This is a genomic window from Joostella sp., from assembly GCF_048266025.1.
Taxonomy (GTDB): domain Bacteria; phylum Bacteroidota; class Bacteroidia; order Flavobacteriales; family Flavobacteriaceae; genus Galbibacter; species Galbibacter atrarenae.
The window spans coordinates 62304-75204 of record NZ_JBLXAF010000008.1 but is presented as its reverse complement, the minus strand read 5'-3'; the positions used below and the strand labels follow the sequence as shown (position 1 = coordinate 75204).

Here is a 12901-nt window from a genome sequence, read left to right as displayed (position 1 = left end):
CAATCGTTTTAGGTGCCGCAAATATACATTTTGTTAGGGAAGTAAAAAGTATTCCAAATGAAAGTTATAAACGAAAATTGAAAATTCTCACTTCTATTACATTCTTTAAACCAACTTATAAAAAACACCCTATATTTTGAACGAAAAACATACATCATTCTTTTTCATCTATCGTTCTAAAGGTTAGATTCACTCTTGGTTTCATTTTTAGTTTTGTAGGAGGAAGCCGATGTAGCCAATATGTTTGTGTAGTTCCTTTCATTTCTAATAAACTCCCATTTTCTAAGAAAACATCGATTTTCTCCTTGCTGCTTTTATGTTTAAAAGAAAACTTACGCTCAGCACCAAAGCTTAATGATCCAATAGATCCATTTTTTTTAAGAGCTGTCTCTCCATCGCTATGCCAAGCCATACCCTCACTCCCATCATGATATAGGTTTAATAAACATGAGTTGAATGTTTCTCCAGTGGCAGCCTCAACTTTCTCCTTGAGTTCTAATAATGTTTCCGTCCAAGGAAGGGCAGATTTTGTAGTTTTTGAATAGGTATAATCAAAGGGTTTATCTCCATACCATGCCACTTTTCGCTTTGTAACAATAAGTTTACCAAAAATAATAGCCTCATCATTTCTCCATTGAATCTCCTCTAACAGCTGCTCATAATAAGCATTTGCTTCTTTCCTACTAAACAAAGTCCCGTAATAAAAAACTTTCCCATCATTAGGTAAAAGATTGCGTTCACTTTGGGGTGCTGAATTAAATAAGTCCATTGGGATAATATATACAAAAAGACGAATAGTTAAAAGCTATTCAAACTAAAAATATATTTTGTAAACTGTATTATTCTTGAGAAAGTAAACACAAACTATCTTCTAATGCAACTACAGAATGTGTAACTTCAACTGGAATATCAAACTCCTCATATTGATTTAGTATGATCGTTCTTCCCTCCTCGACATACTTTACAGCTCCTTCTAAAACTGTTAACTTTGAAATTCTATGCGCTTTATGTTCTTTTAAAACCATATCCTTCTTAAACCCCAAAACCAACACTTTAAAATGTGTATTTTGATGAAGCGATTGCGCAACTGGACTCTTACTACTTTCCAATTTTCGTTTTACATCTATAATAGTCATAACCCCTTGTGATTTACTGTTCTAATTCCTCTAATTTACGAAATAACAATAGTAAAAAGGGAGAATGTATATTAAAAAAACTTTCACATAACATAAACAACTTTCTATAGTAATGTTTGTTAAATTTGTAAGATGCGATTCAACATAAAATCAGACTATAAACCTACAGGTGATCAACCCAATGCTATTAAAGAATTGGTATCTGGAATAGACACTAACGAGAAGTACCAAACACTTCTGGGAGTTACAGGTTCGGGTAAAACTTTTACCGTTGCCAATGTAATTGAAACGGTTCAGAAGCCAACTTTAGTTTTAGCTCATAATAAAACTTTAGCTGCTCAATTATATTCGGAATTCAAACAATTTTTCCCTGATAATGCAGTAGAATACTTTGTTTCTTATTACGATTATTATCAGCCTGAAGCGTACATTCCTGTTACTGGAACCTACATTGAAAAAGACCTTTCAATTAATGATGAAATCGAGAAGCTCCGATTAAGTGCTACTTCTTCATTACTTTCTGGTCGAAGAGATGTGCTGGTGGTAGCTTCTGTTTCCTGTTTGTATGGTATTGGTAATCCTGTGGAGTTTCAGAAGAATGTTATTTCTATTGAAAAAGACCAAGTGATTTCTCGGACTAAGCTTTTACATAGATTGGTACAGAGCTTATACGCTCGTACTACTGCAGAATTTACACATGGTAGTTTTCGAGTAAAAGGAGATGTTGTTGATGTTTTTCCTAGCTATGCAGATGATGCGTTTAGAATTCACTTTTTTGGGGATGAAATTGAAGAAATTGAAGCTTTTGATCCTAACACAAATAAAGTATTAGAAAAATATGATCGTCTAAATATTTATCCTGCCAATATGTTTGTGACCTCCCCCGATGTGTTACAAAATGCCATTCATCAAATTCAAGATGACATGGTAAAGCAAGTAGATTATTTTAGAGAAGTTGGAAAACCTTTAGAGGCAAAACGTTTGGAAGAGCGTACTAATTTTGATTTAGAAATGATTCGCGAATTAGGATATTGTAGTGGTATTGAAAATTACTCTCGTTATCTTGATGGAAGGCAACCAGGAACTAGACCTTTCTGTTTACTAGATTATTTCCCAGATGATTATTTAATGGTTATAGATGAAAGTCATGTTACCATTCCACAAGTACATGCTATGTATGGAGGAGACAGAAGTAGAAAAGAGAATTTAGTAGAGTATGGATTTAGGCTGCCTGCTGCAATGGATAACAGACCATTAAAATTTGAAGAATTTGAAGCACTTCAAAATCAGGTTTTATATGTAAGTGCAACCCCTGCGGATTATGAATTACAACTGAGTAATGGTGTTTATGTAGAGCAAGTTATAAGACCAACCGGGCTTTTAGACCCTATTATTGAAGTACGCCCTAGTGAAAATCAAATTGATGATTTAATTGAAGAGATTCATCTCCGAGTAGAAAAAGACGAACGTGTTTTGGTTACAACACTTACCAAAAGAATGGCAGAAGAACTCACTAAATACTTAAGTCGTATTCAAGTTCGTTGTCGATACATACATAGTGATGTCGATACATTGGAACGAGTAGAAATTATGCAGGATTTGAGAAAAGGAATCTTTGATGTTCTAATTGGCGTCAACCTTTTAAGAGAAGGACTCGATTTACCTGAAGTATCTTTAGTAGCTATTTTAGATGCTGATAAAGAGGGTTTTTTAAGAAGTAATCGTGCTTTAACGCAAACCGTTGGACGTGCTGCTCGTAATCTTAACGGTCGTGCTATAATGTATGGTGATAAAATCACAGCTAGCATGCAAAAAACGATTGATGAGACCAATTATAGACGTGAAAAACAAATAAATTATAACACCAAACACAATCTTACGCCTACCGCACTGAATAAAAGCCTTGATAGTGCTTTGGGTAAAAATTCTGTTTCTACTTATCAATTAGAAAAGGAAGCTGCTAAACAAGCTGCAGAACCTGAGCTGGATTACTTACCGAAAGAGAAAATTGAAAAAATAATTCGCGAAAAGCGTAAATCCATGGAAAAGGCAGCCAAAGAGCTAGATTTCATGGAAGCTGCAAAGTTGCGTGATGAAATAAAAGGTTTACAAGAAAGGGTTTAAGAATAAAAATGTCAAAGCAATTTACGATACAAGGAGATAACATTCATGATATTAAATCTTTTTACAAAGAAATAAATCGGTTGTTTATGAGTTCCGAAGATTGGGAAATTTCGGAAAGCCTCGATGCTTTTAACGATTTACTATATGGTGGTTTTGGGTCTCTAAGCTCTGATGAAGATATTGATTTGATTTGGAAAAACATCAGTAAAAACAAATCTGATTTAGGTCTAGAAACTACGCTAGAATTTTATAAAAATAAACTAAAAGAGCCCACTATTTACAATACCGATTTCATTCAAGAAAAGATAACAGAATTAGAACAAGGTTTTGGTAAAACCTATTTTGAAATCATAATGGAAATTATTGTAAATCAATCAAGAATACATTTAATAGAAAAGTAATTTTTTATTTACTTCTCTATGTCTAAACAAAAAAGCGCCTCGATTTTATCGAGGCGCCTTTAACTAACTAACCAACTTAAACATTATGAAAAAACTATCAATATGTATTATGCGATATCAATAAGCCTTTTTGGTTTTGGTAAGGCTTCTTCTTTTTTAGGTAACGCTAAGGTCAACACTCCTGCTTCATAAGTAGCATTTATTTCGTCATTGTTTACAGTATCTGGTAATGTAAATACTCTTTTAAATGAAGAGAAGCTAAATTCTTTTCTACTATAAACTTCATTTTCCTTAGAAGCCTCTTTTTCATTTTTTACTTCAGCAGAAACAGTTAATACATTTTTATCTATCTCTACTTTAAAATCGTCTTTTTTCATCCCTGGAACTGCTAATTCTAAAGAAAATCCGTTATCATTTTCTTTAATATTTACAGGAGGCACAAATGACTTTTTATTTTCAGTTCCCCCGAACCAATCAGGATTAAATACTTCATCAAAAAATGATGGATAAACTACATTGTTTCTTTTTACTAAGCTCATAATTATATATTTTTTTAATTAAACTTTTAATTTTAATAATCGTTGCTAGCCTTAGAACAAAATCAATTCCAATTATATTTAAGTGACAAAAAGTCATTATTTAGCATCTAGACAATGACTTTTTGTCTTGTTTTACTTATTTTGCTTCAATATTTAAAAAAAGAACTGTCAATTAAAGCGAATACTTTATTTTTAAAATAGAAAAACAAGCTTTAATGAAGTTACTATTCAGAAAACTCAAAACTTTTCTAGATACCATAGAAAGTCAGATTGCCTTCTACCCTACGCTAATCGCAATTGTTGGATGCTTATTTGCTTTCACCATGATATATTTGGAGAGTTTAGGAGTTTCAAAATACTTAAGAGAAAACCTACCTATGCTAGTTTTAGACAACGAAGAAACAGCAAGGTCTCTATTAAGTGTATTTATAGGCGGACTTATTTCTTTGATGGTTTTTAGCTTCTCCATGGTAATGGTATTATTGAATCAGGCCTCCAATAATTTTTCGCCAAGAATTTTACCAGGTCTTATTTCTAATAGAAAACATCAATTAGTATTAGGAATTTACTTAGCAACTTTATTGTATTGCATATTTATATTGGTTTCTATAGAACCAACTGCAGACAAAGATAAAATACCTGGGTTCTCCGTTTTAATAAGCATTATTCTTACCGTTTTCTGCCTCGCTGCATTTGTTTACTTTATTCATTCAATCTCACAATCCATACAGATAAATAATATTTTGGAAGGAATTTTTAGAACTTCTAAAGATCGACTGACAGCTATTGTAAACGACCAAAAAACGTATAAGGATAAATTTCCAGACACTACAGAATGGCATTCTTACAACTCAAATAGATCCGGATATTTTCAAAATATAGCAATGGATGCTTTATTAGGCATTGCCGAAGAAAAAGATACTAAATTTAAAATATTGGTTGCTAAAGGAAATTTTGTACTACATGGAGTTCCATTATTTTCTACTGAAAAAGAACTAGACGAAGAAACCGTAAAAGATATCTTGAGCACTTTTATCTTCGCTAAGGGAGAACTAATAGAAAACAATTATGTATTAGCTTTCAAACAAATTACAGAAATTACAGTGAAAGCAATGTCTCCAGGTATAAACGACCCCGGAACTGCACTAAATGCAATTGATTATCTGACGGAGCTTTTTGCTATAAGAATGAAAAAAGAAGATACAAGCATCCATTCTAAAGATGAAAAACTTCTTATTTATCAAGCTTCGATAAGCTTTGAGGAGTTACTTTACAATGTAATGGCTTCTATAAGATTATATTGTAAACATGATATTATAATTATTCAGAAACTTATGGTTATGTTTAGGTTTCTACACTTCCAAGAATGTGCAGATGAAAACTATAAAAAATCTATCCTTAATGAAGTTAGAACTCTTGTTGACGAGGCAAATAATAACCTAACCAACAACAGAGACAAAGAAACATTAAGCAAGCATTTAGATTTCTTTAATATAGATATAAAGGAAGGTTAATTATAATATGTTTTAAAAATGGAGATTAATACATCTGGCGGAACTATTCCATTAGGATAATTATCTACTATTTGTAATACGCGATCTATCGCGAAGGGACTTAAACCCATTCGAACTCCAAATTCTTTTAAACGTTGAATTTCATTTGGATGCTTTTCCTTATCGATATTCATTAATAAAACCAAACGATGAAACTGAAGAATTCTTTCAGATTCTGGAGATGGCGGAATGTATTTTGCCTTATTACTAACAAACAAAGCATCTAACTCCTCTTTTTCTACATCCATATGTTTTGCTATAGTATAAATAAAATTATACTCTCTTTCGGTGACCAAATGATCTGCTTCAACTAAAGCTATCATTTCGGAAAGCAGGCTAAGTTTTTGTTCTTTCTCACTCATTTTGTTGGGACGATATTGAGTTGATATATAACCCTAAAATAGTAATTATTCTAATTGAATAATTAAAATAATCTTAATTTTCGATGAGAAACAACATAATATGAAGTGAAAAACGATTAAAATAAGTATATTGCGCCATTAAAAGCAATACTCTATCGAATAAATAGACTTTTATGATTTCAACAGAAAAAAGAGTGTATACTGAAAATGAGATTCAGTCTTTAAATAAAAAATATAAACCTCTTAATATACATGAGCGAGTAGCTGAATTGTATAACGATTTTTCCGAAGAGGAAGTAATGCTTACAAGCTCATTTGCTGCCACTTCAGCTTTTTTATTACATCTTTTTTCCGAAGTAAATAAAGATCAACGAGTATATTTTATTGATACTGGATATCATTTTCCAGAAACATTAGCTTATAAGGAAAAACTAACGAAGTTATATGATCTCAATGTTTCTTCTATAAGTGCATTGCAAGAAGAGTATGAATTTACAGTACGTGATGAAACCTATAAGAAAAACCCTGAGTTCTGTTGTAGTATTAATAAAGTTAAACCACTAGATCTTATTAAAAAGAAATACAATGTATGGGTTTCCGGATTGATGGAATGGCAAAGCGACCACAGGTCTACGCTGGATATTTTTGAAATGAGAGGTGAAATATTGAAATTCTACCCACTGTTAGATATTAGTAAACAAGAAAGAGATCTATACATTAAGGAACACACACTTCCATTCCATCCATTAGTATCAAAGGGATATAATTCGATTGGATGTAAACATTGTACAGTTCCTGGAGATGATAGAAGCGGACGCTGGAACAATAGTCCTAAAACTGAATGCGGTCTCCATCTATAATTTGGACATTCATTAGGCATAATGAATTAATCATCCATAAAAAATAACATTCTTTAAGACAAAATTACCATCTCTTTGTGATATTATTCCTGTTAATAATCAGAACTTTAGTATACTGATTATTAATTAAAAATATTAATATTATGAACAATCAAGAGTTAAAAGGAAAATGGAATCAAATAAAAGGTAAAGTTAAACAACAATACGGTGAACTCACAGATGATGATCTAACTTATGTTGAAGGTAAATTTGATGAAATGCTAGGTCGCATTCAAGAAAAAACCGGAAAAACAAGAGAGGATATCGAAAGAGAGTTTAAAAAGCTATAACATCCAAAGGCTTGACCTATCGATAAAAAGAAAAGCTTCCGAGAAATCGGAAGCTTTTTTACTTATGTAAAGAAGATAATGGACTATTTTGCAACAATCCTTACATTTATTAGATACTCTTTACCAGCTTCAAGAGAAGAATTGTTAATTTTTTCGTAGTTCATTCTACTTTTAATATAATCTTCTACCATTTCATTTTCTGCAGTTACAGTGAGTACAATTAGCTCACTTTTTTTGTTCACCATAAAATGAACTTTTGCCAACATATCATTATCAGAAACCCTAAAAGATGGAGTTCCTAATATTAGAGATAGTTGTTTAGAAACCTCGCTGTTTGTTGGTTTCGGATCGTTGTTGCTAGCCATAACAATATTCGATACTGCTAGTAATGCTAGAATTAATGTTAATTTGAAATTTTTCATAATGCTTTTTGTTTTTTGATTACATGTCAAAAGTACAACGAGAAAACGATATAAAACACTATAAAATAGATAGTTAACCAACTCTTAAATAAGGTAACATTGTGGTAATAATGAAGATTTACAAATAGATATATGCATTAAATACGTCAGTAGTAATAAAAACAAGGTCTAGAGAGATTTCTATAAAAAGATGAGAAAATATTATTAAAATGAAGCTTTCAATGCTTCAGCAAATTATATAAATAGGATGAAAAAAACTGGTGGAATGTTTACTATAAAAGCAAAAATAAGTCGTTTAAATTAACAGACTCCTATTTTGACATGAAATGACTTTCTGGATAACGTTCGCTTAACAGATGAAAAGAAAACGAAACTAGCTTTACAATTTAAAAACAAAAAGCCCCGACAATGTCGAGGCTTAGCGTTATATATATTTTAAAAACCTTACGATAAAACAGCTTGTACTTTATCTGCAGCTTCTTTAAACTCGATAGCTGATTCTACAGCAAGACCAGAATTATCAATTAATTCTTTAGCGATCTCTGCATTTGTTCCTTGTAAACGTACAATGATTGGCACTTGAATTGCGTCTCCCATGTTTTTATATGCATCAACAATACCTTGAGCAACACGATCACAACGTACAATACCTCCAAAGATATTTACTAAGATAGCTTTTACATTAGGATCTTTTAAAATGATTCTAAAAGCAGTTTCTACTCTTTTAGCATCTGCAGTACCACCAACATCTAAAAAGTTAGCAGGTTCTCCTCCAGCCATTTTAATTAAGTCCATAGTTGCCATTGCAAGACCTGCACCGTTAACCATACACCCAACATTTCCGTCTAGGTTTACAAAGTTAAGTCCAGCTTCTTTTGCTTCTACCTCAATTGGATCTTCTTCTCTAAGATCTCTCATTGCCTCATAGTCTTTATGACGGTACAATGCATTATCATCTATAGATACTTTAGCATCTACAGCCATAATTTTATCATCAGAAGTCTTCAACACTGGGTTGATTTCAAACAATGAAGAGTCAGAAGATTCGTAAGCCTTGTATAAAGCAGTAACAAATTTTGTCATCTCTTTAAAAGCTGTTCCGCTTAAACCTAAGTTAAAAGCAATTCTACGAGCTTGGAAAGGTAATAACCCTGTAGCAGGATCAATCTCTTCATGGAAAATTAAATGTGGCGTTTTATCTGCTACCTCTTCAATATCCATTCCTCCTTCAGTAGAATACATGATCATATTCTTCCCTTTACTTCTATCTAACAATACCGACATGTAAAACTCAGAAGTTTCACTCTCTCCAGGATAATAAACATCTTCAGCTACTAAAACTTGGTGTACTCTTTTCCCCTCTTTACTTGTTTGAGGAGTTACTAAGTCCATTCCAATAATATTTCCAGCTATTTCTTCAACTTCTTTAAGGTTTTTAGCAAGCTTAACTCCACCTCCTTTTCCACGTCCACCGGCATGAACCTGTGCTTTTATTACGTGCCATCCAGTTCCGGTTTCTTCAGTTAATTGTTTTGCAGCAGCTACAGCCTCTTCAGGATTCTGTGCTACGACTCCACGCTGTATGCGCACTCCAAAACTTGCTAATATTTCTTTTCCTTGATATTCGTGTAAATTCATAACGATACGTTGTATAATTTAAAGCTGAACAAAAGTAACAAATGGAGTTTAATAAACCCAATCTAGATTTATTTTTTTAAAAATGATAACATTTTATACTGATTAAGCTCCTATTTCATACCAATTAACCCTTATTTACAATGTATACATTCATATACTTATAAAGACAAGAGAAAGCAGAATAACATAATAGACTTAAAATAAGCACAGTATACATTTTACAATGTATTGGATTCTTTCATCTATAAATATGTGTTATAATTGCAGATTTATTAATTTTACAAAAAAATAAGTCTATTTATAATTTAACCAGCAAGAGGAAAGTTATAAATATAACAATGTGTTTTATTTTTATTTATTTAGTGAAAAATATTTTTAATCAGGGATCACTTTTATAATTTTGTCCTCTAATATATATTGTAGTATGAATAATAGCGACCTTTTAAATGTAGCCAAAGAATTTGGCAGTCCGGTATACGTGTATGACTCAGAAAAAATAACCTCCCAATACCAAAGGCTTACTTCTGCTTTTAAAAATGTAAAACATTTAAAGCTGAACTATGCAGTTAAGGCGTTATCTAATGTTGCCATCCTTAAGCTAATGAATTCTTTAGGAAGCGGTTTAGATACTGTTTCATTACAAGAAGTACAGCTAGGATTAATGGCAGATTTTAAACCTGAAGATATTATATTTACTCCTAATGGGGTTTCTCTTGAAGAAATTGAAGAAGTTGCCAAACTTGGAGTACAAATAAACATAGACAATCTTTCGATCTTAGAACAATTTGGAACTCGTAATCCTAATATTCCAGTTTGTATCAGAATCAATCCTCATGTTATGGCAGGAGGAAATTCTAATATTTCTGTGGGACATATCGATTCTAAATTCGGAATAAGCATACATCAGATACCACATATCTTGAGAATTGTAGAAAATACTGGGATGCGAGTAAACGGTATTCATATGCATACAGGAAGTGATATCTTAGATATTGAAGTTTTTCTTTACGCTTCTGAAATCTTATTTGAAACTGCCAAGAATTTCCATGACCTTGAGTTTATAGATTTTGGTAGCGGATTTAAAGTTCCTTACAAAGAAGGTGATATTGAAACGAATGTTGAAGAGTTAGGTAAAAAACTAACAACTCGTTTTAATAAATTCTGTAAGGAGTTTGGGCGTGACTTAACTTTAGCATTCGAGCCTGGGAAATTTCTAGTTAGTGAAGCTGGTTTTTTCTTAGCGAAAGTAAATGTTGTTAAACAAACTACGTCTACTGTTTTTGCAGGAATCGATTCTGGATTTAACCATTTAATTAGACCTATGCTTTATAATTCTTACCATAGAATTATAAACATATCTAAACCAAAAGGAAAAGAACGCTTCTACTCTATTGTTGGTTACATCTGTGAAACAGATACTTTTGGTAGCAACAGACGTATTAATGAAATTTCTGAAGGTGATATACTTTGCTTTAAAAATGCAGGAGCATACTGTTTCTCAATGGCAAGTAACTACAACTCCAGATTTAGACCACCAGAGGTTTTATGGCACAATGGCAAAGCTCATTTAATTCGTAAGGGAGAAAACTTTAACGACCTTATAAACAACCTTGTGGAGCCTAACATTCCAGAACTTAATAAAAAAGAGCTTGTAAAAGAAGCTTAACAGATAAATTCAAAAAAAGCTCGGCATTTCTGCCGAGCTTTTTTTGCCCATTTTTCAATAAGAACAACTTCTTTCATTAAAAGGTTATTTTAGTATCTTTACGAATGATGGCTCACTCATATTGTAAGCTTACTTATATAAAAACGTCTGAGCTACTGAAACACAACAAGCATAAAAATGAAAGAAACGATCCTCCTTTTTACGACCCTACTATTTACCTTTACTACACAAGCTCAAGAAATCGAATGGCTTTCTTGGAGTGAAGCAGTAGAAAAAGCCAATACCGATAAAAACCCTAAAAAGCTATTTGTAGATGTATATACTGACTGGTGTGGTTGGTGTAAAAAAATGGACAAAGACACCTTTAATAACCCTAAAGTTGCATCGTACATGATGGAGCATTTTTATATGATAAAAATGGATGCTGAAGGAAAAGATGATATTGTTTACAAAAACAAAACCTTTAAATACATCCCCCAAGGGAAACGTGGTTACCATGAATTGGCAGCAGCATTATTACAAGGAAAAATGAGTTTCCCTACTGTAATATTTTTAAACGCTAAACAAGAGATTTTATCACCAGTTCCTGGATACCAAAAGCCTGACGGTTTCTTAAAGATTGCTAAATATTTTGGTGATGATATCTATAAAGATAAAAAATGGCAAGAATACGACGCTGAAAAAAGCTAAGTTATAATTAAAACCTACCTACAACCTATGAAAACCTACTTAAACTCATTTATTTTATTACTTTTCGCCTCTCTAATAATATCTTGTGGAGATAAAAAAAACAAAACTGAAGATCCATTAAAAACTGTTCTTAAATCTGATAACCCGCTAATAAAAAAAGTAGTTGATAGCGCTGATGCATATGAAGTTCAGATATTATTTAGCACTATTAATCGGAAAGAAGACAATGTTGAATTTACAGATTATAAGTTTAGAGTAAACGATTCTAATTACTTCTACCCTGCCAGTTCTGTAAAATTCCCTATAGCCGTTTTAACCTTAGAAAAGCTAAATAGAGACAATCGATTAAATATTAAAACACCTTTTTCTGTTGAAGGCGATTCTGTAGAAACAACATTTGAAAAAGAAATAAATAAAATTTTTGCTGTAAGTGATAATGACGCCTACAATCGTCTTTTTGAGTTTCTTGGTAAAGACTACATTAACAAATCACTTCATGAAAAAGGCATTAGTTCGGTAAGAATAAGTCATCGTTTATCTACTGATAATGCTTATGAGCTCGATACAAAACCTCTTATTTTTAATACTGAAGATTCTATAATAAAAGTCCCTGGGACTAAAAATTCTGCTATAAAAAAACTAGCTCTAAATAATATTCAAAAAGGAATAGGATATACAGAAGGAGACTCTATTATTAATCAACCAATGGATTTTTCTTTAAAAAACTACCTTCCTATAAATAGTTTGCACGATATAATGAAACGTGTAATTTTCCCTGAATCTTTTTCAGCAGAAAAACAATTTTCATTAAGTAACACCGATAGAGAATTTCTATTAAAGTCGATGTCTACTTTACCTAAAGACCAAGGCTACGATCCTAAAGAATATTATGATAGCTATGTGAAATTATTCATGTATGGAGACAAAAAAACTACTATCCCAGAACATATTAAAATCTACAATAAGGTAGGTTTTGCATACGGTTACCTTACTGATTGTTCTTACATTCATGATACTAAAAATGATATTGAATTTATTGTTACTGCTACAATTCATGTAAATAAAAATAAAATTTACAATGATGGCATTTATGAATATGATGAAGTTGGAATTCCTTTTTTAGCCGAATTAGGAAGACAATTATACAACACACAAAAAACTAACAAAAAATAACCGCCAAT

The 12901-nt window shown here is 31.9% G+C and carries 14 protein-coding genes; 8 read left to right on the top strand and 6 right to left on the bottom strand.

Features of this window, described 5'->3' with window-relative positions:
- Positions 1-154 precede the first annotated feature (154 nt).
- Both ACN0TY_RS13425 and ACN0TY_RS13420 read right to left on the bottom strand, forming a co-directional pair.
- Positions 155-769, bottom strand: a complete 615-nt coding sequence (locus ACN0TY_RS13425) for an alpha-ketoglutarate-dependent dioxygenase AlkB family protein (RefSeq protein ID WP_417444900.1) — start codon at positions 767-769, stop codon at positions 155-157.
- Between the two features lie 70 nt (positions 770-839).
- Positions 840-1136, bottom strand: a complete 297-nt coding sequence (locus ACN0TY_RS13420; RefSeq protein ID WP_417444899.1) for a hypothetical protein — start codon at positions 1134-1136, stop codon at positions 840-842.
- 132 nt (positions 1137-1268) lie between these two features.
- Here ACN0TY_RS13420 and uvrB point away from each other — a divergent pair, with 132 nt between their 5' ends.
- Positions 1269-3260, top strand: a complete 1992-nt coding sequence (uvrB, locus tag ACN0TY_RS13415) for an excinuclease ABC subunit UvrB (protein ID WP_417444898.1) — start codon at positions 1269-1271, stop codon at positions 3258-3260.
- Positions 3261-3268: 8 nt separating this feature from the next.
- Positions 3269-3661, top strand: a complete 393-nt coding sequence (locus ACN0TY_RS13410; RefSeq protein ID WP_417444897.1) for a ribonuclease inhibitor — start codon at positions 3269-3271, stop codon at positions 3659-3661.
- Positions 3662-3768: 107 nt separating this feature from the next.
- On the opposite strand, the gene ACN0TY_RS13405 is transcribed toward ACN0TY_RS13410, so the two are convergent.
- The gene (locus ACN0TY_RS13405) at positions 3769-4200 is read right to left on the bottom strand and encodes an Hsp20/alpha crystallin family protein (RefSeq protein WP_417444896.1); all 432 of its coding nucleotides are present in this window, start codon (positions 4198-4200) and stop codon (positions 3769-3771) included.
- A gap of 215 nt (positions 4201-4415) precedes the next feature.
- Between ACN0TY_RS13405 and ACN0TY_RS13400 the strand changes: the two genes are divergently transcribed.
- Positions 4416-5714 carry a DUF2254 domain-containing protein gene (locus ACN0TY_RS13400; protein WP_417444895.1) on the top strand — a complete coding sequence of 433 codons (1299 nt, stop codon included), beginning with the start codon at positions 4416-4418 and terminating at the stop codon, positions 5712-5714.
- On the opposite strand, the gene ACN0TY_RS13395 is transcribed toward ACN0TY_RS13400, so the two are convergent.
- On the bottom strand, positions 5711-6115 hold the full coding sequence (locus ACN0TY_RS13395) for a TerB family tellurite resistance protein (RefSeq protein ID WP_236959034.1): 405 nt from the start codon (positions 6113-6115) through the stop codon (positions 5711-5713). The two genes, ACN0TY_RS13400 and ACN0TY_RS13395, sit on opposite strands and share 4 nt — an antisense overlap.
- Positions 6116-6288: 173 nt before the next feature.
- Here ACN0TY_RS13395 and ACN0TY_RS13390 point away from each other — a divergent pair, with 173 nt between their 5' ends.
- Positions 6289-6975 (top strand): phosphoadenylyl-sulfate reductase, encoded by a 687-nt coding sequence (locus tag ACN0TY_RS13390; protein ID WP_236959033.1) that lies wholly within the window; start codon positions 6289-6291, stop codon positions 6973-6975.
- A 143-nt stretch (positions 6976-7118) separates the two neighbouring features.
- The gene (locus ACN0TY_RS13385) at positions 7119-7304 is read left to right on the top strand and encodes a CsbD family protein (RefSeq protein ID WP_236959032.1); all 186 of its coding nucleotides are present in this window, start codon (positions 7119-7121) and stop codon (positions 7302-7304) included.
- An 83-nt stretch (positions 7305-7387) separates the two neighbouring features.
- Here the strand turns inward: ACN0TY_RS13385 and ACN0TY_RS13380 are convergent, their stop codons facing one another.
- Together ACN0TY_RS13380 and sucC are read right to left on the bottom strand one after the other, a co-directional pair.
- Entirely contained in the window at positions 7388-7726 is a 339-nt protein-coding gene (locus ACN0TY_RS13380) for a hypothetical protein (protein WP_417444894.1), read from the bottom strand.
- Between the two features lie 444 nt (positions 7727-8170).
- A complete protein-coding gene (gene sucC / locus ACN0TY_RS13375; protein WP_236959030.1) occupies positions 8171-9364 on the bottom strand; it encodes an ADP-forming succinate--CoA ligase subunit beta in 1194 nt (397 codons plus the stop codon).
- 424 nt (positions 9365-9788) lie between these two features.
- Between sucC and lysA the strand changes: the two genes are divergently transcribed.
- The 3 genes from lysA (at position 9789) to ACN0TY_RS13360 (ending at position 12893) form a co-directional block, all read left to right on the top strand.
- Entirely contained in the window at positions 9789-11030 is a 1242-nt protein-coding gene (gene lysA, locus ACN0TY_RS13370; protein WP_236959029.1) for a diaminopimelate decarboxylase, read from the top strand.
- 177 nt (positions 11031-11207) lie between these two features.
- On the top strand, positions 11208-11720 hold the full coding sequence (locus tag ACN0TY_RS13365; RefSeq protein WP_417444893.1) for a thioredoxin family protein: 513 nt from the start codon (positions 11208-11210) through the stop codon (positions 11718-11720).
- Positions 11721-11747: 27 nt separating this feature from the next.
- Positions 11748-12893 carry a serine hydrolase gene (locus tag ACN0TY_RS13360; RefSeq protein WP_417444892.1) on the top strand — a complete coding sequence of 382 codons (1146 nt, stop codon included), beginning with the start codon at positions 11748-11750 and terminating at the stop codon, positions 12891-12893.
- The last annotated feature ends 8 nt before the right edge of the window (positions 12894-12901 follow it).

Bases quoted from the DNA above. Each gene is read 5' to 3' on its own strand.
- ACN0TY_RS13425 (WP_417444900.1), bottom strand. From the start codon at position 769: ATGGACTTATTTAATTCAGCACCCCAAAGTGAACGCAATCTTTTACCT.
- ACN0TY_RS13420 (WP_417444899.1), bottom strand. From the start codon at position 1,136: ATGACTATTATAGATGTAAAACGAAAATTGGAAAGTAGTAAGAGTCCA.
- uvrB (WP_417444898.1), top strand. From the start codon at position 1,269: ATGCGATTCAACATAAAATCAGACTATAAACCTACAGGTGATCAACCC.
- ACN0TY_RS13410 (WP_417444897.1), top strand. From the start codon at position 3,269: ATGTCAAAGCAATTTACGATACAAGGAGATAACATTCATGATATTAAA.
- ACN0TY_RS13405 (WP_417444896.1), bottom strand. From the start codon at position 4,200: ATGAGCTTAGTAAAAAGAAACAATGTAGTTTATCCATCATTTTTTGAT.
- ACN0TY_RS13400 (WP_417444895.1), top strand. From the start codon at position 4,416: ATGAAGTTACTATTCAGAAAACTCAAAACTTTTCTAGATACCATAGAA.
- ACN0TY_RS13395 (WP_236959034.1), bottom strand. From the start codon at position 6,115: ATGAGTGAGAAAGAACAAAAACTTAGCCTGCTTTCCGAAATGATAGCT.
- ACN0TY_RS13390 (WP_236959033.1), top strand. From the start codon at position 6,289: ATGATTTCAACAGAAAAAAGAGTGTATACTGAAAATGAGATTCAGTCT.
- ACN0TY_RS13385 (WP_236959032.1), top strand. From the start codon at position 7,119: ATGAACAATCAAGAGTTAAAAGGAAAATGGAATCAAATAAAAGGTAAA.
- ACN0TY_RS13380 (WP_417444894.1), bottom strand. From the start codon at position 7,726: ATGAAAAATTTCAAATTAACATTAATTCTAGCATTACTAGCAGTATCG.
- sucC (WP_236959030.1), bottom strand. From the start codon at position 9,364: ATGAATTTACACGAATATCAAGGAAAAGAAATATTAGCAAGTTTTGGA.
- lysA (WP_236959029.1), top strand. From the start codon at position 9,789: ATGAATAATAGCGACCTTTTAAATGTAGCCAAAGAATTTGGCAGTCCG.
- ACN0TY_RS13365 (WP_417444893.1), top strand. From the start codon at position 11,208: ATGAAAGAAACGATCCTCCTTTTTACGACCCTACTATTTACCTTTACT.
- ACN0TY_RS13360 (WP_417444892.1), top strand. From the start codon at position 11,748: ATGAAAACCTACTTAAACTCATTTATTTTATTACTTTTCGCCTCTCTA.